This is a genomic window from Pseudomonas sp. FFUP_PS_473, assembly GCF_002858665.1.
Taxonomy (GTDB): domain Bacteria; phylum Pseudomonadota; class Gammaproteobacteria; order Pseudomonadales; family Pseudomonadaceae; genus Aquipseudomonas; species Aquipseudomonas defluvii.
In genome coordinates, this window is the sequence record NZ_PJQQ01000026.1 from 17576 (window position 1) to 37304 (window position 19729).

The 19729-nt window shown below is 61.4% G+C and carries 17 protein-coding genes; 11 read left to right on the plus strand and 6 right to left on the minus strand.

Features of this window, described 5'->3' with window-relative positions:
- Positions 1–74 precede the first annotated feature (74 nt).
- The 3 genes from CYD26_RS17595 to CYD26_RS17605 are packed head-to-tail and all read left to right on the plus strand — an operon-like array spanning position 75 to position 3911.
- The gene (locus tag CYD26_RS17595) at positions 75–1427 is read left to right on the plus strand and encodes a pitrilysin family protein (protein ID WP_102053207.1); all 1353 of its coding nucleotides are present in this window, start codon (positions 75–77) and stop codon (positions 1425–1427) included.
- Positions 1420–2853 carry a pitrilysin family protein gene (locus CYD26_RS17600; protein WP_102053208.1) on the plus strand — a complete coding sequence of 478 codons (1434 nt, stop codon included), beginning with the start codon at positions 1420–1422 and terminating at the stop codon, positions 2851–2853. The genes CYD26_RS17595 and CYD26_RS17600 overlap by 8 nt, the downstream gene beginning before the upstream one ends.
- Before the next feature lie 59 nt (positions 2854–2912).
- The gene (locus tag CYD26_RS17605) at positions 2913–3911 is read left to right on the plus strand and encodes a hydrolase (protein ID WP_065758170.1); all 999 of its coding nucleotides are present in this window, start codon (positions 2913–2915) and stop codon (positions 3909–3911) included.
- On the opposite strand, the gene CYD26_RS17610 is transcribed toward CYD26_RS17605, so the two are convergent.
- Together CYD26_RS17610 and CYD26_RS17615 are read right to left on the minus strand one after the other, a co-directional pair.
- On the minus strand, positions 3908–4762 hold the full coding sequence (locus CYD26_RS17610; protein WP_065758171.1) for a sulfurtransferase: 855 nt from the start codon (positions 4760–4762) through the stop codon (positions 3908–3910). The genes CYD26_RS17605 and CYD26_RS17610 overlap by 4 nt on opposite strands.
- A 51-nt stretch (positions 4763–4813) precedes the next feature.
- Positions 4814–5479 (minus strand): TetR/AcrR family transcriptional regulator, encoded by a 666-nt coding sequence (locus tag CYD26_RS17615; RefSeq protein WP_065758172.1) that lies wholly within the window; start codon positions 5477–5479, stop codon positions 4814–4816.
- Positions 5480–5633: 154 nt separating this feature from the next.
- Between CYD26_RS17615 and CYD26_RS17620 the strand changes: the two genes are divergently transcribed.
- The 6 genes from CYD26_RS17620 to ggt all read left to right on the plus strand — a co-directional run bounded on the left by CYD26_RS17620 (position 5634) and on the right by ggt (position 11881).
- On the plus strand, positions 5634–7070 hold the full coding sequence (locus CYD26_RS17620) for a coniferyl aldehyde dehydrogenase (RefSeq protein WP_102053209.1): 1437 nt from the start codon (positions 5634–5636) through the stop codon (positions 7068–7070).
- 59 nt (positions 7071–7129) lie between these two features.
- Positions 7130–7621, plus strand: coding sequence for a twin-arginine translocation pathway signal protein (locus CYD26_RS17625; protein ID WP_102053225.1), 492 nt, complete (start codon positions 7130–7132; stop codon positions 7619–7621).
- Positions 7622–7643: 22 nt separating this feature from the next.
- On the plus strand, positions 7644–9242 hold the full coding sequence (locus CYD26_RS17630) for a GMC family oxidoreductase (RefSeq protein ID WP_102053210.1): 1599 nt from the start codon (positions 7644–7646) through the stop codon (positions 9240–9242).
- 112 nt (positions 9243–9354) lie between these two features.
- Entirely contained in the window at positions 9355–9834 is a 480-nt protein-coding gene (coaD, locus tag CYD26_RS17635; protein WP_065758175.1) for a pantetheine-phosphate adenylyltransferase, read from the plus strand.
- Positions 9835–9941: 107 nt separating this feature from the next.
- Positions 9942–10193: a YfhL family 4Fe-4S dicluster ferredoxin gene (locus CYD26_RS17640; RefSeq protein WP_065758176.1), complete on the plus strand. Its 252-nt coding sequence runs from the start codon at positions 9942–9944 to the stop codon at positions 10191–10193.
- On the plus strand, positions 10193–11881 hold the full coding sequence (ggt, locus tag CYD26_RS17645; RefSeq protein ID WP_102053211.1) for a gamma-glutamyltransferase: 1689 nt from the start codon (positions 10193–10195) through the stop codon (positions 11879–11881). Before CYD26_RS17640 ends, ggt begins: the two co-directional genes overlap by 1 nt.
- A 6-nt stretch (positions 11882–11887) precedes the next feature.
- On the opposite strand, the gene mutM is transcribed toward ggt, so the two are convergent.
- Both mutM and CYD26_RS17655 read right to left on the minus strand, forming a co-directional pair.
- A complete protein-coding gene (gene mutM / locus CYD26_RS17650) occupies positions 11888–12700 on the minus strand; it encodes a bifunctional DNA-formamidopyrimidine glycosylase/DNA-(apurinic or apyrimidinic site) lyase (protein ID WP_102053212.1) in 813 nt (270 codons plus the stop codon).
- A gap of 3 nt (positions 12701–12703) precedes the next feature.
- The gene (locus tag CYD26_RS17655) at positions 12704–13570 is read right to left on the minus strand and encodes an HDOD domain-containing protein (RefSeq protein WP_102053213.1); all 867 of its coding nucleotides are present in this window, start codon (positions 13568–13570) and stop codon (positions 12704–12706) included.
- A 181-nt stretch (positions 13571–13751) separates the two neighbouring features.
- On the opposite strand from CYD26_RS17655, the gene CYD26_RS17660 reads away from it, so the two are divergent.
- The gene (locus tag CYD26_RS17660) at positions 13752–14948 is read left to right on the plus strand and encodes a class I SAM-dependent rRNA methyltransferase (protein ID WP_102053214.1); all 1197 of its coding nucleotides are present in this window, start codon (positions 13752–13754) and stop codon (positions 14946–14948) included.
- A 39-nt stretch (positions 14949–14987) separates the two neighbouring features.
- On the opposite strand, the gene CYD26_RS17665 is transcribed toward CYD26_RS17660, so the two are convergent.
- Positions 14988–16604: a DUF4153 domain-containing protein gene (locus tag CYD26_RS17665; RefSeq protein ID WP_256588044.1), complete on the minus strand. Its 1617-nt coding sequence runs from the start codon at positions 16602–16604 to the stop codon at positions 14988–14990.
- A 372-nt stretch (positions 16605–16976) separates the two neighbouring features.
- Here CYD26_RS17665 and ilvD point away from each other — a divergent pair, with 372 nt between their 5' ends.
- On the plus strand, positions 16977–18818 hold the full coding sequence (ilvD, locus tag CYD26_RS17670; protein WP_065758182.1) for a dihydroxy-acid dehydratase: 1842 nt from the start codon (positions 16977–16979) through the stop codon (positions 18816–18818).
- A 149-nt stretch (positions 18819–18967) separates the two neighbouring features.
- Here the strand turns inward: ilvD and mtgA are convergent, their stop codons facing one another.
- Positions 18968–19690: a monofunctional biosynthetic peptidoglycan transglycosylase gene (gene mtgA, locus CYD26_RS17675; protein ID WP_065758183.1), complete on the minus strand. Its 723-nt coding sequence runs from the start codon at positions 19688–19690 to the stop codon at positions 18968–18970.
- Positions 19691–19729 lie beyond the last annotated feature (39 nt).

Sequence of the window (19729 nt, forward strand, 5' to 3'; positions counted from 1 at the left end):
TATCTACACCCATCCCCTTTGGCAGAACACAGAAGCTACTCCGGCAATTGATGCCACTTTATGGAGTACTTCCCATGATCAAAAAAACCTTGCGATGGGCGCTCGCCTGTCTTGCCCCCGGCCTGCCGCTATTGGCAACGGCCAGTGAACCCGCCCCCTTGCAGCACTTCACCCTCGACAATGGCCTGCAGGTTATTTTGCGAGAAGATCGCCGTGCCCCTCTCGTTGAATCGCAGCTGTGGTACCACGTCGGCTCCAGCTACGAATACCCCGGCCAATCGGGATTGTCCCATGCACTGGAACACTTGATGTTCGAGGGCAGCAGCAAAATCGGCCCCGGCCAGATTGCAAAGATATTCGGCCGCATCGGGGCCACGGAAAACGCCTTCACTACACATGACGCCACGGTTTTTCACCAGACCTTGCCCAGCGACCGGCTTGCAATCGCCCTGGAGGCAGCCGCTGACGCGATGGAAACTGCGCGTTTGGGCGCAACGGAATATGCGCGTGAGATCGAGGTAGTAAAGGCTGAGCGCCGCCGCCGCGTGGACAACGCGCCGATCATGTTGGCTCAGGAACGGGTCCAGGCCCACGCCTATGCACAGAGCAGCTACCGGACGCCGACAATTGGTTGGGCAAACGACCTTGAACAGATGCGCGTCGAGGAGCTGCGGCAGTGGTATCGCGACTGGTATGTCCCCAACAACGCCACCCTTGTGGTGGTGGGTGACGTAAACCTTGAAACGCTTAAACCCTTGGTTGAGCGCTATTTCGGCGCCATTGCGCGCCGAGACACTCCGGTGAAGAAAGTGCCTCGCGAGCAGGGTAGCGTGGGCGAGCGTCGCCTGGACCTGCGCCTGCCCCAGTTGGAGCCTGGCCTGATACTGGCCTTTAACGTCCCCAGTGCTGCAACGGCTGAAGCGCCTCATCTGCCCCTGGCATTGCGCCTGATTCCTCAGATACTCACGGAAGGCTTCAGTTCACGCATGAACGCCCAACTGATCCGTCATGAAAAAATGCTGTCCTATGTACAGTCTTCCTACGAGCCCTACCGGCGCGGCGACACACTGCTGACGCTGGATGCGTTCCCAAACCCGACCACCCAGCCCGCATTGGCTGACGTCGAAATGCGGATCTGGGAAATGCTCGAAGCACTCAAGTCCACGCCACCTACAGCAGCCGAACTGGCACGTGCCAAAGCGCGTTTGATCGCTTCGCAGGTGTATGTCCGCGACGAATTGGGTGCACAGGCCGACGCCATCGGCGAGTTCGTCGGCAGCGGTTTACCGCTGACCTACCTCAACGACGAAATCCAGGCACTGCAAGCTGTCACCGCCGAGGATGTTCAGCACGCCGCCCAAAGCCTGTTGACGCGTGAGCGTTTGACCATTGCCCATCTGCAGGCCAAGGAGGCCGACCATGAATAACCTCAAGGCACGTATGCGTCATGGCGTATTAAGCGTTGCGCTCTTCACCCTGATGAGCTCTACCGCCGCAACAGCAACGGACGAACTGTTCGGTGGGCTTACCTCGCCTCATGAGATTGATCTGCTCAGCCACCCCGAGATAAAGCAGGACATTCAGACCTGGCGTACCGATGCAGGCACTCAGGTGCTATTCGTGCATTCGCCTGGCCTGCCCATGTTTGATCTGGTGCTGAAGATTGATGCCGGTGGCGTCCGGGATGGCGACACGCCCGGGTTATCAGCGCTTACCGTGAGCATGCTCAACGAAGGAACCAAGGACTACAACACCGACGAAATTGCCGAACTGTTCGAGCGGCACGGCGCTAAGTTCTCGACCCGTTACGAAGCGGACTCGGTCTCTGTTTCGCTGCGCAGCCTGAGCGCTGCCGAGCACCGTATACCGCTGGTTGAGCTGTTCGCCGAGGTGGTTGGCAAGCCCGCACTGGGCGCCACTCAGTTGCAGCGGTTGAAAGGGGAGATGCTCAATCAGTTGAACGATGACAACAATTGGATGCCGTTTTTCCTGAAGAACGAGTTATATGCCCAGCTCTTTCGTGGCCACCCCTACGCCCAGCCGTCAGGGGGCACGCCAGAGGGTATTGCAGCGGTTACCCGCGAAGCCTTGCACAGGTTTCACAGCCAGACCTACACCCCCCAGAACATGGTCATTTCACTGATCGGTGATCTGGCGCTGGAGGAGGCCAAGGCCATTGCCGAAACCGTTAGCCAGGCGCTGCCCGAGGGGCCGGCTCAACCTCCGATTGCCAGTACGCCAGAAGCTGAGCCTGAGGTTCTGCATTTTGAGCGCCCGAATGCACAAACCGATGTCATGCTGGCATTTCCGAGCGTCACGCTAGACGACCCGGATTACGTTGCCATGGAGATTGCCAGTATTTTATTGGGCAACCATCCCAACGCACGTCTGACGAATGAACTGCGCCATAAACGTGGGCTGACCTATGGTGTTGTGGCCACGTTCATGCCGTTCAAGGCTGGCGGGTCGTTGCAGATCAAATGGGATGTAGAGCCTCGCTACAACGAGGCTTCTCAAGCGTTGGTCAGTGAGATGCTGGAGACATTCCTGCGTAACGGCCCCACCCAGGAAGAGCTGGACCTGGCCAGACAGCTATTTCGTAGCGAAGCGCTCAACTCAATTTCGGTCAACGCCCTCGCGGTGCGGAAAATTTCTGCCATAGGCTTCAACGGTAGGCCGCTTGATTACATTCAGCGGCAACAGGAAGAGGCTTTCGCCTTGACGCCAGAGGCTGTCAGGCTTGCCGTAAATCGCAACTTAGACCTTAAGAAGTCGGTGTTCATCAGTGTTGGTCCCGAGGTGCCTCAGGAGCCGTTGCCCGAGCTATTGTTGATTACACAAGCCGACGAATAGTGGCGGTACAACGATTATGGTTTGTGGCAACTTAGTTGACGCCAGAAGAGGAATCGACGTTGCCCCAGAGCCTCAATACACCCGTATTTCGCCCAGCCCCCGGGCTGGGCAACCCCCATCTGCAAACCTTGTGGGGGCCGCTATGGCGCAAGCTCGCCCAGCCGTCACGCAGCCGTGAGCGACTTTGGTTAAAGGACGGTGATTTTCTCGACCTGGACTGGTACGGCCCGCACCGCATTGATGCTCCCCAGGTACTGCTGCTACATGGCCTGACGGGGTCCTCATCATCGCCCTATATCCTCGGCTTGCAGCAGGCACTCGCGGAGCAGGGCTGGGGCAGTGTTGCGGTGAACTGGCGAGGCTGTTCAGGCGAGCCGAACCTGTTGCCGCGCAGCTACCACTCTGGCGCCAGCGAGGACCTGGCCGAAGTCATTACTCATGTGCAGGTTCAACGTCCCGTCGCACCGCTCTACGCTGTCGGTTACTCCTTGGGTGGCAACATACTGCTCAAGTACCTTGGGGAAACCGGCACGTCCTGCCCTTTGCAAGCCGCCGTGGCGGTTTCGGTACCGTTTCGCCTGGATCAGTGTGCCGACCGAATTGGCCAGGGCTTTTCGCGGGTGTATCAAGCCCATTTCATGCGCGCGATGCGGGCTTACGTGAAAGACAAGCAGCGGCATTTCCAGCGCCACGGCCATCAGGAGGGGTTGTCGGCTATCGAGCGCCTGGGGTCACTGGAGCATTTGCGCACGTTCTGGGATTTTGACGGCAAGGTCACTGCGCCGCTGAACGGCTTTGCCGACGCCCATGACTATTACCGGCGTTCATCGAGCCGTTACTTTCTCGGGGAGAATCGGACGCCAACGCTGATCATCCAGTCCAGCGATGACCCCTTCGTGTTTCGCCACAGCCTGCCGGGTAACAACGAGCTGTCGACGCAGACCACTCTGGAACTGCATGCCCACGGTGGGCATGTCGGTTTTATCGACGGGAGCCTGCGCCACCCCGGCTATTACCTGGAGCGGCGCATTCCGCAGTGGTTGGCCAGCGGTGCTTAATCGCCGGTGGCGACAGCGTTTTGCGGGTCGGTAATCCACTCGCTCCAGGAGCCGGCGTACAGCGTTGCCAGCGGGTAACCGGCCAGGCACAGGGCAAACAGGTTATGGCAGGCGGTCACGCCTGAACCGCAATAGGCCACCAGGTTTTCTGGCTGACGCGCGCCCAGAACAGCAGCAAAGCGTTGGCGCAACTGCTCGGCCGGCAGGAAACGGCCATCAGCGCCCAGGTTATCGGTGAAGGCTGCGCATTGGGCGCCCGGGATATGCCCTGCGACCGGGTCGATAGGTTCTACTTCGCCACGGAAACGCGGCAAGGCACGGGCATCAAGCAAGGTCAGTTCCGGTGAACCCAGACGTTTGTTCAGTTGCTGCGCCGAAACCAGCATGGCCTGATCCGGTTTGCCGGAAAAATGTCCTTCTCGTTTTTCTGCGGGGTCCAGGCTCAACGGCAACCCTGCGGCGTGCCAGGCCTTGAGCCCGCCGTCGAGCACGTAGACGCCACTGCGCTTGCCCAGCCAGGCCAACAGCCACCAGGCTCGCGCGGCAAAGGCGCCCGGGCCATCGTCATAAAGCACGACGTCACTGTCGTTATCCACGCCCCAGCTTTGCAGGCGTTCAATCAACCGCCCTGGCTGGGGGAGCGGGTGACGTCCACTCACGCCCTTGACCACCGGGCCGCTAAGGTCGCGCTCCAGATCGGCGAAATGCGCACCGGCGATATGCCCTCCGGCATAACTGCGCTGACCGTAATCGACATCGTCCAGGGCAAAGCGGCAATCGAGCACCACCAGCTTTGGCTGTTCGAGCCGTTCGGCCAGTTGCTCAGGGCTCATCAGTTGCGCGAGGGGCATGACCATCTCCTTATTGTTCAAACTAGGGGTGAGTAGCAAAGGCTGGGGGCGTCACTGCTCCAGTGCCTTGTTCAGCGAAACGTAGAATTCTTCACACAGGGCATCCACTGCCGGGCGCGCCTGGGCGGTGACGAAGCCCAGCTCAAGTACCAGCACCTGATAAACGCCACGCTTGAACGCTTCCTCACTCAGGTGCGCGGAATGCTCGCGGGTCGTGCAGAGAAACCGCACCCAGGAGGTCAGCACGATCCAGGCGTTGAGCGTCAGCGACTCGATCTGTACGGCGTCCATCGCAACGATGCCGGCTTCGACGAAACCGCGATAGATCGCCTGCCCCTGCAGCAGGCAGCGTTGAGAAAAGCGGCGGTAACGCGAGGCCAGTTCCTGATCGCTGTCGAGCAGGTGCTCAAGGTCGCGGTGCAGGAAGCGATAGTTCCACATCGCGGCCAGCAATTCCTTGAGGTAGAAGCGCTTGTCTTCCACGGTCGCCATCCGCCCTTCGGGCGGGCGCAGGAAGCTGTCCACCTGTTCTTCGTACTGCGTGAACAATACGGCGATGATTTCCTGCTTGTTGGCAAAGTGGTAGTACAGGTTTCCGGGCGAAATCTCCATGTGAGCGGCGATGTGGTTGGTACTCACACTGCGCTCGCCTTGCTGGTTGAACAGCTCCAGGCTGTTCTGCACGATGCGTTCGCGGGTATTGATTCGTGGGGCCATGGGTCAGCTCCCAAAACATGAGCTTGAATGATTAGGCCCATCTTACGGTTTATCGACCGCAGGATGTACCCGGCCAGAGGCTTTTAAAATTGGTACAACAGTGCAATATTAGAGCATTAGCTCTATTCATATTGCCCCTGTCGTGGAGCACTGCATGACCGTCGACACTGCCAGTACGCTACCGCTAGCCACTGCACTTGATGCAATGAACGCGACCTTTGCCGCTCAACGACAGGCCTTTGCCGGTAACCCGATGCCGCCTGCGGCCCAGCGTCGGCAGTGGTTGAAGCACCTGCGCCTGGCGCTGTTGGAGCATCAGGACGAACTGGTCGAGGCGATTGGCTGCGATTTTTCCACGCGCAGTGCCGATGAAACCCTGCTGGCCGAACTGATGCCCAGTGTTCAGGGCCTGCGCCATGCCGAGCGACACCTGCAGCGTTGGATGAAAGCGGTTCGGCGCCCGGTCGGCCTGGCGTTCCAGCCTGCCCGTGCGCGGGTGGAGTACCAGCCATTGGGCGTAGTCGGGGTGATCGTGCCCTGGAACTACCCGCTGTTTCTTGCCATAGGCCCGCTGACCGGTGCTCTGGCAGCCGGCAACCGGGTGATGCTCAAGCTTAGCGAAGCCACGCCGGCCACTGGCGAACGGCTCAAAGGCCTGCTGCAGAAGGTCTTTCCCGATGACCTGGTCAGTGTGGTGTTGGGCGAGGCCGAGGTTGGCGAGGCGTTCTCACACTTACCGTTCGACCACCTGCTGTTCACGGGCGCGACCTCCATCGGGCGCAAGGTCATGCAGGCCGCCGCACAGAACCTGACCCCCGTGACGCTGGAACTTGGGGGTAAATCCCCGGCGATCGTCTCGGCGGATGTACCACTGGAGGCTGCAGCCGAACGGATTGCTTTTGGCAAAACCCTGAATGCCGGGCAAACCTGTGTTGCCCCGGACTATGTACTGGTGCCTGAACAGCGCTTGGCCGGGTTTGTCGACGCCTACCGCAAGGCGGTACAGCGGTTCTATCCACAGATCGCAGGTAACCCGGACTACAGCGCCATCATCAACCCGCGCCAGTTGGCCAGGCTCAACGACTACCTCAGCGATGCGCGCGACAAGGGCGCGCAGGTGCTTGACCTGTACCCCGGCGAGCACAGCGAGGGCCGGCAGTTGGCACCTCACGTGCTGCTGCAGGTCAACGACGACATGCGGGTCATGCAGGACGAAATCTTCGGCCCGCTGTTGCCCGTTGTGCCCTATCGCCAGCTTGACGATGCCCTGGCCTACGTCAATCAGCGGCCTCGCCCGCTGGCGCTGTATTACTTCGGCTATAACCGCCGAGAACAGCAGCGTGTGCTGGAGCAGACGCACTCCGGTGGGGTGTGCCTGAACGACACCCTGTTGCATGTTGCTCAGGATGACCTGCCGTTTGGTGGCGTCGGCCCTTCTGGCATGGGCCATTACCACGGGCATGATGGTTTCCTGACCTTCAGCAAGGCCAAGGCAGTGCTGGTCAAGCAGCGATTGAATGCGGCGCGGCTGATCTACCCGCCTTATGGCAAGGCCCTGCAAAAGCTGGTGTACAAACTGTTCATCCGTTAATTCGGCGATCACCTCCAGGCCCAATAACAATGACGACATGCCTGCCTGACCTGCACACACTGAACCGGCGCAGCCTGCTCAAGCTGGGGCTCGGCGCCACCGCGCTGTTTGCCACGGTTGGGCTGGGTGGTTGCACACCGGCGCCGTCGGCCAAGGGCTTGCAGGTACTGCGCGACAGCGACCTGCCAATGCTGCGGGCGCTGATTCCCGTGGTTCTGGAAGGCACGGCTGCAGTGCACACGGTGGAGGCGGTGCTGCGCAGCCTGGATGACAAGCTCGCCTACCTCTCCCCAGCCATGCTGAAACTGACCCGGCAGCTACTCGATGTGCTCAGCCTGCCCCTGACCCGAGGCCCGCTCACCGGCGTATGGGGCGCGTGGGACCAGGCGAGTAGCGAGCAGATCCATGCCTTTCTGAAACGATGGCAGCACAGCACCTTCAACCTGCTACGCATGGGGCATGGCTCGCTGCTTCAACTGTTACAGATGGCGTGGTACAGCCTGCCCGATGCGTGGGCCGACTGTGGCTACCCCGGCCCGCCGAAAATCTGACCCCCTTATCCAGAGCACCGACATGCCCGTACCCGATCTGTTCCGCGAAGGCCTGGCCCGCGGCTGGAAGACCTACGACGGTTCGACACTGAGCCATGATCTGACGCTGGAAGCCGATGTGGCCATCATCGGCAGCGGTGCCGGCGGCGCTACCACTGCCGAGTTGCTCAGCGCCGCCGGGCTCAAGGTGCTGCTGATCGAAGAGGGGCCGTTGAAGACCAGTAGCGACTTTCACCTGCTCGAAGACCAGGCCTATGCCAACCTCTATCAGGAGGGCATCGGCCGCATGAGCAAGGACGGCGCCATTACCATCCTGCAAGGCCGGGCGGTCGGTGGCACGACGCTGATCAACTGGACCTCAAGTTTTCGCACGCCGGCGCAAACCCTGGACCACTGGGCCACCGAGCACGGGGTCAAAGGCCACAGTGCCGAAGCACTGGCGCCATGGTTCGAACGCATGGAAAAGCGCCTTGGCATTGAGCCCTGGGCCATGCCGCCGAATGCCAACAATGAGGTGCTGCGCCGCGGCTGTGAGCAGTTGGGTTACGCCTGGAAGGTCATTCCTCGCAATGTGCGTGGCTGCTGGAACCTGGGCTATTGCGGTATGGGGTGCCCGGTCAACGCCAAGCAGTCGATGCTGGTCACCAGTATTCCGGCGACGCTGGAGCGCGGCGGCGAGCTGCTGTACCTGGCCCGTGCCGAGCGGCTGGTGCATAACGGCGAACGTATCGCACAGTTGGAGTGTGTGGCCATGGACAGCCGCTGCGTTTCGCCCACGGGCCGGCGCATCACCATCAAGGCGCAGCACTATGTGCTGGCCGGTGGCGGTATCAACAGCCCGGCCTTGTTGTTGCGCTCCGATGCGCCAGACCCACATCAACGTCTTGGCAAACGCACCTTCTTGCACCTGGTCAATTTCAGCGCCGCGCAGTTCAAGGACACAGTGAACCCGTTTTACGGCGCCCCTCAGTCGATCTACTCCGACCATTTTCAATGGCGTGACGGCGTTACCGGGCCAATGGCCTACAAGCTGGAGGTGCCGCCCCTGCACCCGGCGCTGGCCAGTACCCTGCTAGGTCACTTTGGTCGCGAGAATGCCCTGCGCATGGCGCAACTGCCGAACACCCATGTCATGCTGGCACTCATGCGTGACGGCTTCCATCCACAGAGTGTCGGTGGCGAGGTGTCGCTGCGTGATGATGGTTCACCCGTGCTCGACTATTCGATATCCGATTACACCTGGGATGGCCTGCGTCGCGCCTTCCACAGCATGGCCGAGATCCAGTTCGCCGCTGGGGCCGAGGCGGTGCTGCCGCTGCACAGTGACGCGCATTACGTGAAAAGCCTGGCCGAAGCCCGGCTGATGATCGACGGCCTGAACCTCGAACGCTTTCTTGTCCGCTTGGGCAGCGCCCATGTCATGGGTGGCTGCGCCATGGGTGAAGACCCGCGCCAGGCGGTGTGCAATAGCCTTGGCCAGCATCATCAGTTGGCCAATCTGTCGATTCACGACGGCTCGTTGTTCCCTACCAGCATTGGCGCCAACCCACAGTTATCGGTGTATGGCCTGAGCGCCAGGCTCAGTGATGCCTTGGCCAAGCGCCTGTCGAAAGGCGGGTGACAAGCCTTATTCATGCTGTCTATAGTGCCATCAGCCTGTGCATGCGACTTGGCCGACTGCAGAGGCTGCGCTACCATCCGACTCCCCAACGCACTCCTGCCAGGACGACGCGATGAACCGAGTGTTGTACCCAGGGACATTCGACCCTATTACCAAGGGCCATGGCGATCTGGTCGAACGCGCCTCGCGCCTGTTCGACCACGTGATTATCGCGGTTGCCGCCAGTCCCAAGAAGAACCCGCTGTTCCCACTGGAACAACGGGTCGAGTTGGCGCGCGAGGTCACCCGTCATCTGCCCAATGTCGAAGTCATCGGCTTCTCCACGCTGCTGGCGCATTTTGCCAAGGAGCAGCAAGCCAATGTCTTCCTGCGAGGTTTGCGCGCAGTGTCCGACTTCGAGTACGAGTTCCAGCTGGCGAACATGAACCGCCAATTGGCCCCGGATGTCGAGAGCCTGTTCCTGACGCCCTCCGAACGCTATTCGTTTATCTCCTCCACCTTGGTGCGTGAAATCGCAGCCTTGGGTGGAGACATCAGCAAGTTCGTTCATCCAGCGGTGGCCGACGCCCTGACCCAACGCTTCAAGAAGTGATTCTTCCGGCCTGAACCGAGCGCCCGCGTGCATCGCGGGCGCTAATGCGGCACAATTACGCCATTGGTTTTCACATGCCAGGGCCAGATGCCCAGGCCGGAGTCCCCATGTCCCTGATCATCACCGACGACTGCATCAACTGCGACGTCTGCGAACCCGAGTGCCCGAACGCCGCTATTTCCCAGGGCGAAGAGATCTACGTGATCGACCCGAACCTGTGCACCCAGTGCGTCGGTCACTACGACGAACCGCAATGCCAACAGGTTTGCCCGGTTGACTGCATCCCGCTGGATGAAGCCCACCCGGAAACCCATGAAGAACTGATGATCAAGTACCGCAAGATCACCGGCAAGGCCTGATGCCCGGTAGCGCCGCGCTTCGCTCACTGTTGCTTGGCGCCGCGCTGGCGCTGTGTGCCACGCAGGCCTTGGCCGACGGCCCGGGGCGTGCGGCGATTGCCAGCCCGCACCCGGAAGCCACGGCAGCCGCCCGGGAAATGCTGGAGCAAGGCGGTAACGCGTTCGATGCGGCAATTGCCGTGAGTGCCGCCCTGGCGGTGGTTGAGCCTTATGGTTCTGGGCTGGGTGGCGGTGGGTTCTTCCTGCTGCGCCAACCCGGCTCACCGGCCCGCTATCAGTTCATCGATGCCCGCGAGCGTGCGCCGGGCAAGGCCACCGCGACCCTGTACCTCAAGGACGGCAAGGTTCAACCGGGCCTGTCGATCAATGGGCCGCTGGCTGCCGCTATTCCAGGCCTGCCTGCCGCGCTGGCCGACCTCGCTGCCAACTACGGCAGGCTGCCGCTAACCCGCTCGCTGGCGCCGGCCATTCGCCTGGCCAATCAGGGTTTTGCTGTCGACCGGGTTTACCGCGACCGTGCCCAGATGCGCCTGGCTGCCCTGCGTGACGACCCGGAAAGTGCGCGCTTGTTCTTGAAAGACGGTGACGTCCCGGCGTTGGGTACGTTCATCCGCCAGCCTGAACTGGCCGTCACCCTGACACGCTTGGCCGAGCAGGGTCATGACGGCTTCTATGCCGGCGCCACGGCCAAGGCACTGCTCAGTGGCGTGCAGGGTGCAGGCGGTATCTGGCGCCAGGACGACCTGAACGACTACCGCGTCGTTCACCGTGAACCGTTGCGCTACCCGCTGGCCGAGCACCGCGAGCTGATCAGCGCACCACCGCCGTCTGCCGGTGGTGTGGCCCTGGCACAGAGCCTGGCCATGCTTCAGCGCCTGCCCTGGCAGAGCGCCGACAGCGTACAGCGCAGTCATTACGTGCTTGAAGTGCTGCGCCGCGCCTACCGAGACCGTGGCCTGCTGGGCGATCCAGATTACGTCAGTAGCCCGATCCCCCAGTTGCTTTCGCGCGGTTACCTGCAGGGGTTGGCCGATGGCATTGATACCTACAAGGCGACCCCCAGTGCCGATTTGCCGCCAGCGCCGGCCTGGCGCGAAGGCGACCACACCACTCATTTCGCGGTGATCGACGCCGAAGGCAATGCGGTAGCGGCTACCTTGTCGGTCAACCTGCCGTTTGGTGCCGCTTACAGTGCCCCAGGTACGGGTGTGGTGCTGAACAATGAAATGGACGACTTTGCAGCAGACCCCAACGGCAGCAACAGCTACGGGCTGGCCGGCAGCCAGGCCAATGCGGTAGCCGCTGGCAAGCGCCCGCTGTCGAGCATGAGCCCCACGTTTATCGAGAGCCCCAGCCAGTTCGCCGCCTTTGGTACGCCTGGCGGTAGCCGCATTCCGAGCATGGTGCTGTTATCGGTCATGGCGTTTCTTGATGGCCGCCCCGTGGCCACGTGGCCAGCGGTACCGCGCTACCACCACCAGTACCTGCCGGACGTGGTCGAACACGAGCCGGGGGCGTTCAGTGCCGAGCAGCAGCGCGAGTTGCAGGCGCGTGGTTACACGCTCAAGGACGTGGGCCGCGCCTATGGCAATCAACAGGTGCTGTTCTGGGACAAGGCCGGGCATACCCTGGAGGCGGCCAGCGATCCACGCGGGCTGGGCACCTCCGAGGTATTCAGCCCGCGCTGAGGCGGCTCAGCTCTGGCAGCGTGGGCAGTACACGCTGGCGCGCTGCCCGAGGCGTACTTCTCGCAAGGTGCTGCCACACACCTTGCACGGTTCTTCCCCGCGCCCGTAAACGAACAGTTCCTGCTGGAAATAGCCAGGCTGGCCGTCGCCACCGATAAAGTCACGCAAGGTGGTACCGCCACGTTCGATGGCACTGGCCAGGATTCGTTTTATTTCGATAGCCAGTTTCAGGTAGCGCGCCCGGGAAATGCTCCCCGCTTCGCGTCGAGGGTCAATGCCGGCGGCAAACAACGCCTCGGTCGCATAGATATTGCCGACGCCCACCACCACCGCGTTGTCCATGATGAATGGCTTGACCGCCATCGAGCGTCCCCGCGATAGCTGGAACAGGCGCTCACCGTCAAACAGATCGGTCAGCGGCTCAGGCCCCAGCTTGATCAGCAGTTCATGGTGCAGCGGGTCGAGGCTCCAGAGCATCGCACCAAAGCGCCGGGGGTCGGTGTAACGCAGTGCCAGCCCAGACTCCAGCTCGATGTCCACGTGCTCGTGCTTGAGCGCTGGAAGGCCGATTTCTACCAGCCGCAGGTTGCCGGACATGCCCAGGTGACTGATCAATGTACCGACTTCGGCGTTGATCAGCAGGTACTTGGCCCGCCGTTCGACGCTGACGATACGCTGGCCGGAGAGGCGAACATCAAGGTCTTCGGGGATCGGCCAGCGCAGGCGCCGGTCACGCACGATCACCCGTTTGACCCGCTGACCTTCCAGATAGGGTGCGATCCCGCGTCGTGTTGTTTCGACCTCTGGCAATTCAGGCATCGATCAATGCCCACCCAGGTCGCGGATGGTTTGCTTGAGGTTTTCGAAGTCGTACTCAGGCAAGCCGACGTAATCGAGCACCAGATGGCTGATGGTGTTCCACTCATGGTCTTCGCTCTGGCCACCCAGCACCCGGTGCGAAGCGCAAATATGCTCGGCCATCTTCAGGATCGACAGCAGGTTCTTCAACTGGCTGTTACGCGCCGATTCATCACTGAATACCGCCAGGGCGTTGTGATGATTGGCAATGGCATTGCTCAGGTGTTCCGGCAGGCGCCACGACTTTGCGGTGTAGTAGCCGACCACGGCATGGTTGGTGTTGAACACCTGGTTTTCGGTATCGACCACCCGCTGGCCGGGCCCGGCGCTGGCGTAGGCGTCTTCGACCACGCTCATGTACTCAGGGAAACGCTTGAGCATCAGCGGGATGCCACAGTCGTGGAACAGCCCCAGGGCATAGGCCTCGTCCACCGCTTGTGAGCCCAAGCGCTTGGCCAGGGTCATGCAGGTCATGGCCACGTCCTGGGCGTTGTCCCAGAAACGGGTCAAGGTGACGATGGTTTCATCGCTCATCTCGCCCTTGATCGACTGCGCATTGATCAGGTTGATGATCGAACGGCTACCGAGCAGATTCACCGCGCGCTGAATCGAAGCGATCTTGTTGGTCAGGCCGAAATGCGCTGAGTTGACCAGCTTGAGCAGTGCCCCAGAAAGCCCCGGGTCCTGGGAAATCAGCTTGGCGATCATCTCCAGGTCTGGATCAGGCATGTACTGCTCCATTTGCAGATCAACCATGATTTGCGGCTGGGGCGGTACACTGATGCCCTGCAGGGCCTGCTGAATCTGTTCGGAGGAGAGCTCTTGGGACATAAGTACACACTCGGGGCTGAGCGGCGATTTTAACCTTGCCCTGCGCCCAAGGAACACCGGCAGATGGCGCAATTGCAACTAATTGCCACCTCGGTTCACCACTTGGCGGCTATTTATCCTCGGCCACGCGTTGAACCTCGTCGACGCGTTATACTCCCGCTCTTTTTTCCGGAGCGACGTCATGTCCCTGCCCAGCCTTCGCCTCAAAGCCAACGCCGACCGCCGCCTGCGCGCCGGCCATCTATGGGTTTACAGCAACGAAATCGACGTCGCCGCGACCCCGCTGCATGGCTTCAAGGCCGGTGATCAGGCCGTGCTGGAAGCCGCGGGCGGTAAAGCCCTTGGCATCGTCGCGATGAGCCCGAACAACCTGATCTGTGCTCGCCTGCTGTCGCGTGATGCCAAGCTGCCGCTGGACAAGTCGCTGCTGGTGCACCGCCTGAATGTGGCCCTGTCGCTGCGTGAGCGCCTGTTCGACAAGCCTTACTACCGCTTGGTCTACGGTGATTCCGACCTGCTGCCGGGCCTGGTGGTCGACCGTTTCGGCGACATTCTGGTCGTGCAACTGGCTTCGGCCACCATGGAACTACACCGCGACGACATCCTTGCTGCGCTAATCCAGGTGCTCAAGCCAAGTGGCATCCTGTTCAAGAACGACTCCGCTGCACGTGATGCCGAAGGGCTGAATCGCTATGTGGAAACCGCATTCGGCCTGGTGCCCGAGTGGGTTGCACTGGAAGAAAACGGCGTGAAGTTCGAAGCGCCGGTGATGGAAGGCCAGAAAACCGGCTGGTTCTATGACCACCGCATGAACCGTGCGCGCCTGGCGCCGTACGTCAAAGGCAAGCGTGTTCTCGACCTGTTCAGCTACATCGGTGGCTGGGGCGTGCAGGCCGGTGCCTTTGGCGCCAGCGAAGTGTTCTGCGTCGACGCTTCGGGCTTCGCCCTGGACGGCGTTGAGCGTAACGCTGCACTCAACGGTATTGCCGAGAAGGTCACTTGCGTCGAAGGTGACGTATTTGAAGCACTGAAAGAACTGAAAGCTGCCGAAGAGCGTTTCGACGTGATCGTGGCCGACCCACCGGCGTTCATCAAGCGCAAGAAAGACCTGAAGAACGGCGAGGGCGCCTATCGTCGCCTGAACGAGCAAGCCATACGCCTGCTCACCAAGGACGGCATCCTGGTCAGCGCGTCGTGCTCGATGCACCTGCCTGAAGACGACCTGCAGAACATTCTGCTGACCAGCGCCCGCCACCTGGACCGCAACATCCAGTTGCTGGAGCGTGGCGGCCAGGGCCCGGATCACCCGGTACACCCGGCGATTCCGGAAACCCGCTACATCAAGAGCCTGACCTGCCGTTTGCTGCCTAACAGCTAACATGCGGTGCCGGTGTTGGGCTGCTCGGCAGCCCAACACCTAGTCGTGCGTTGGCACTGCGCTCAGTTCCACACCGTCGATGTTGAACGTGTTAAAGCGTGGTTTGACCGGCTTTAGCGCACCCTGGCGGATCAACTCAATCACGCGCGCCGGGTCGTCCTGCCCCTCCAGGTCTGCAGCCGCTCGCCACTCGCCGTGCTCATCACGCTCCAGAATGTAAGCCTTGAACGCCCATTCCTCCTTGGACACGAGCAGCACCTCGTTGCGACCGTCGTCGTTCAGGTCCATGGCGTGCAGTACGCAACCAGCCCCCTGGCAATGCATGCCGATGAACGCGCCTTTCAGCATCGTCTCGACACCGTCCTCGGTATTGCCGATCCACTCGATTTTCAAGGCGTTATCACGGCCGTCAAATTCTGCCGAGTTCGAGCGGTAGGTCGGCTCTTTCAAAATCTCACGCAGCTGCTCGCGCCTTTGAGCGTCCAGAATCTGCCCGCGGTCCGCTTCGGCCGTGAGCCATTCGAGCTGCTCGATTCCAGGCGCACCAAGCCGGTAGCGCAGGGTCCAGGCATCGAAGTCCGCCACCGCTGTACGCCCACTGAGCAGGCGTTGTACCTGGTGCTTTGCGCTCCAGGTTTCGGGGCTCACCAGTGGTGTATGCACCAGTACCAACACCACACAGCCGAACAGGGCAATGAGCGGGTTGCTGGTACGCAGATGCCCCAGCCACACCGACTGCCGGCGAACAACCGCCCACACCGCCGCAAGGCTATACAGCAGCGCGACCAGCAGCAGTGGGATCGCCATGAAACGCTGTGGCGTCAGGCCGTATTGCTCAATGCGCAGCCAGGTCGAGTAGCCTGCCAGTACGACCAGCACCGGCAAGCAGAGCAGGGACAACTCCACCAAAAGCCGCAAGCCTCTGGCGTATGGTGCGCTGTCGTGACCGTCCTGGAACACACCATTGACCAGAAACAGGTTAAGCCCCACCAGGCACAGCAGGATCAGGGTCGAAGAACCGGTATCCCAGACAGGTTGCAGGCCACTGAATGGCAAGGTCAGGATGAACAGCACGGTCATCAGTGCTCCGAATGGCAGCAGGAAGCGGCACACCGCCAGAAGCACGCCACGCAGCAGCCCAATGACCGTCTCTTTCTCGCGGCCTATGCGCATGCCGAGGGAAAACACCAGTGTCAGGGCGATCGCGAGGAACAGCGGTGACTCGAGCACCGCCTTGACCTGCGGCACGCCCAGCATCTTGAACAGCGCACCACATAACAGCACCAGCAGCATCACCACCATGATCAGCTGCTGGGCGAGGAGCACGATGAAAATGTTGTTCCAGGCATGCCTGAACAGGTCTTCATAGCGTGGCCAGCGGCCTTCACGGGTTGGCCAACTGGCGATGAAGGCGCAGCCGATGTAGCCCAGCAGGCTCGCGCAGACCACCCAGGACCCTTGCAACCACTGCGAGCCGTTGTCGGAAAAGACCCAGCCGCTGATCGCCGTCATCACCAATGTCATCAGTGCAACCAGTACCCAGGTGCCGCGCTGCAGCACTGAACGCCCGAGCAGTTGCAGGTTGATCCCGCCGACGGTAGCCAGTGTCACCAGCATGGTGCTGATCCAGGGGATCTCCAGCCAAAGTGCGCTCAAGAGCAACAGCCCCTGAAGGGCGCCAACGAGCAGATAAAAATATAACGAAGGGGATAACGCGGGCATGCCAAGTCCTTTTGCCGGGGGAGCTGCGAAGGGCGGCAGTCTAACCAAGTGCCGCCAGATTTTCCCCTTGGAGGCACCGCTGACGCACCAACCCGCTATAGCGCCATTCCTTCCCGCGGCCAGCCGTGTAGAATCGGCCTATTCATCGCCAGTCATCCCCGGCGGGTTTATGAGCTCTGGCCGAGCGCACGGCGATCCCGCGGCGTTCTCGGCTTCATCCGCACCAGCGGCCACCTGCCTTCGGTGCAAAGGACAAGAGACGCTCACTCCCCTTTTTGTTACCTGCTTAGCCGCCAGGAGTGCTCCATGCCAGATTACCGCTCGAAAACGTCCACCCACGGCCGCAACATGGCCGGCGCACGCGCCCTGTGGCGCGCCACGGGTATGAAAGACGACGATTTCAAGAAACCGATCATCGCCATTGCCAACTCGTTCACCCAGTTCGTACCGGGCCACGTCCACCTCAAGGACCTCGGCCAACTGGTCGCCCGTGAGATTGAACGCGCCGGTGGCGTGGCCAAGGAATTCAACACCATCGCGGTCGATGATGGCATCGCCATGGGCCATGACGGCATGCTCTACTCGCTGCCAAGCCGCGAGATCATCGCCGACTCGGTCGAGTACATGGTCAACGCTCACTGCGCTGACGCCATTGTCTGCATCTCCAACTGCGACAAGATCACCCCCGGCATGCTGATGGCCGCCCTGCGCCTGAACATCCCGGTGATCTTCGTTTCCGGCGGCCCGATGGAAGCCGGCAAGACCAAGCTGGCCAGCCACGGCCTGGACCTGGTCGACGCCATGGTCATCGCAGCCGACTCCTCGGCCTCCGATGAAAAGGTCGCCGAGTATGAGCGCAGCGCCTGCCCGACCTGTGGTTCCTGCTCCGGCATGTTCACCGCCAACTCGATGAACTGCCTGACCGAAGCCCTGGGCCTGGCCCTGCCGGGCAACGGCTCGACCCTGGCCACCCACAGCGACCGCGAACAACTGTTCTTGCAGGCTGGCCGGACCATCGTCGAGCTGTGCAAGCGTTACTACGGCGAGAACGATCAGAGCGTTCTGCCGCGCAATATCGCCAGCTTCAAGGCGTTCGAGAACGCCATGACCCTGGACATCGCCATGGGTGGGTCGACCAACACCATCCTGCACCTGCTGGCCGCGGCTCAGGAAGCCGAAATCGACTTCGACCTGCGCGACATCGATCGCCTGTCGCGCAAAGTGCCGCAGTTGTGCAAAGTGGCGCCGAACATCCAGAAGTACCACATGGAAGATGTGCACCGCGCCGGTGGCATCATCAGCATCCTCGGTGAACTGGCCCGTGGTGGCCTGTTGCATACCGACCTGCCGACCGTACACAGCAAGACCATGGCCGATGCCATCGCCAAGTGGGACATCACCCAGAGCGATGACCCCGAGGTGCATACCTTCTTCCGCGCGGGCCCGGCCGGCATTCCGACCCAGACCGCCTTCAGCCAGTCGACCCGTTGGGAAACCCTCGACGCCGACCGCGAAAACGGCTGCATTCGCAGCGTTGAGCACGCCTACTCGCAAGAAGGCGGTCTTGCTGTGCTTTACGGCAACATCGCCCTGGACGGCTGCGTGGTGAAAACTGCCGGCGTCGATGAGTCGATCCACGTGTTCGAAGGCAACGCGAAGATCTTCGAAAGCCAGGACAGCGCGGTACGCGGCATCCTCGCGGACGAAGTGAAGGAAGGTGACATCGTCATCATCCGTTACGAAGGTCCGAAAGGCGGCCCGGGCATGCAAGAGATGCTCTACCCGACCTCGTACCTGAAGTCCAAAGGCCTGGGCAAGGCTTGCGCGCTGCTGACCGACGGTCGTTTCTCTGGCGGTACCTCGGGCCTGTCGATTGGCCATGCTTCGCCAGAAGCGGCAGCCGGTGGTGCAATTGGCCTGGTACGTGATGGCGATAAAGTGCTGATCGACATCCCGAACCGCTCGATCAACCTGCTGGTGGACGACGCCGAACTGGCTGCACGCCGGGTTGAGCAGGACAAGAAAGGCTGGAAACCGGTTGAAGTGCGCCCACGTAAAGTGACCACTGCGCTGAAAGCCTACGCCCTGCTGGCCACCAGCGCCGACAAGGGTGCGGTACGCAACAAGGCCCTGCTCGACGGGCTGTAAGGCGCTGCGCCAAGCCCTACAAACAAAGCCCCTGACCGAAAGGCCAGGGGCTTTTGTTTTTCAGGCGTTTGCTCAATAGGGCGACCTGTACTGCATGGCCTTGTTCACATCGTGTGGCAACTGGCTTGCCCGTGATACAGGGCAGCGGCTTACTGATTCCAGGGCGCCGCACGTCGGCTGTCGAGCAAGCTCAGGTAACTGCTGCCGCCCAACTGGCGCATTTGCTGGCGTATCCAGCTGGCACGTCGCGCGACGTAGCTGCTGGGGTGGCTGGCGCTCCATTTGCGTGGGCTGGGCAGCACGGCAGCGAGCAGGCTGGCCTGTTGCTGGGACAGGTTACGGGCGTTGACACCGAAGTGGTGTCGGGCGGCGGCCTGTGCGCCAAACACCCCGTCATCCCATTCAGCGCTGTTGAGGTACACCTCAAGGATGCGCTCTTTCGACCAAAACACTTCGATCAGCGCCGTGAACCAGGCTTCCAGCCCCTTGCGCAACCAACTGCGCCCCGACCAGAGAAACAGGTTCTTCGCCACCTGCTGGCTCAGCGTACTGGCCCCGCGGATGCTGCCACCACGTTCGTTGTGGGCCAGCGCGGCCTGGATTGCCGTGAAATCGAAGCCCCAATGCTCAGGGAATTTCTGATCTTCTCCGGCGATCACCGCCACTTTCAGATCGTCAGAGATCTGTTCCCAGGGTTGCCAGTCGCGCTGCAGGTCTATCGGTTGGCCGTTGAACCAGGAGGCAACCTTGCGCTCGACCATCAGTGCAGTGCCCGGTGGCGGCACCCAGCGAAAGAGCAGCACCAGCAGGGCACTGCCGGCCGCGAACCAGAGCAGGGCACGAGTGAGGCGACGCAGTAGGGATGACAGCATAGGAGAGATGGCTTGGCCGAACCGATGGAGCGGGCCATT

Bases quoted from the DNA above. Each gene is read 5' to 3' on its own strand.
- CYD26_RS17595 (WP_102053207.1), top strand. From the start codon at position 75: ATGATCAAAAAAACCTTGCGATGGGCGCTCGCCTGTCTTGCCCCCGGC.
- CYD26_RS17600 (WP_102053208.1), top strand. From the start codon at position 1,420: ATGAATAACCTCAAGGCACGTATGCGTCATGGCGTATTAAGCGTTGCG.
- CYD26_RS17610 (WP_065758171.1), bottom strand. From the start codon at position 4,762: ATGCCCCTCGCGCAACTGATGAGCCCTGAGCAACTGGCCGAACGGCTC.
- CYD26_RS17615 (WP_065758172.1), bottom strand. From the start codon at position 5,479: ATGGCCCCACGAATCAATACCCGCGAACGCATCGTGCAGAACAGCCTG.
- CYD26_RS17620 (WP_102053209.1), top strand. From the start codon at position 5,634: ATGACCGTCGACACTGCCAGTACGCTACCGCTAGCCACTGCACTTGAT.
- CYD26_RS17630 (WP_102053210.1), top strand. From the start codon at position 7,644: ATGCCCGTACCCGATCTGTTCCGCGAAGGCCTGGCCCGCGGCTGGAAG.
- coaD (WP_065758175.1), top strand. From the start codon at position 9,355: ATGAACCGAGTGTTGTACCCAGGGACATTCGACCCTATTACCAAGGGC.
- CYD26_RS17640 (WP_065758176.1), top strand. From the start codon at position 9,942: ATGTCCCTGATCATCACCGACGACTGCATCAACTGCGACGTCTGCGAA.
- ggt (WP_102053211.1), top strand. From the start codon at position 10,193: ATGCCCGGTAGCGCCGCGCTTCGCTCACTGTTGCTTGGCGCCGCGCTG.
- mutM (WP_102053212.1), bottom strand. From the start codon at position 12,700: ATGCCTGAATTGCCAGAGGTCGAAACAACACGACGCGGGATCGCACCC.
- CYD26_RS17655 (WP_102053213.1), bottom strand. From the start codon at position 13,570: ATGTCCCAAGAGCTCTCCTCCGAACAGATTCAGCAGGCCCTGCAGGGC.
- CYD26_RS17660 (WP_102053214.1), top strand. From the start codon at position 13,752: ATGTCCCTGCCCAGCCTTCGCCTCAAAGCCAACGCCGACCGCCGCCTG.
- ilvD (WP_065758182.1), top strand. From the start codon at position 16,977: ATGCCAGATTACCGCTCGAAAACGTCCACCCACGGCCGCAACATGGCC.
- mtgA (WP_065758183.1), bottom strand. From the start codon at position 19,690: ATGCTGTCATCCCTACTGCGTCGCCTCACTCGTGCCCTGCTCTGGTTC.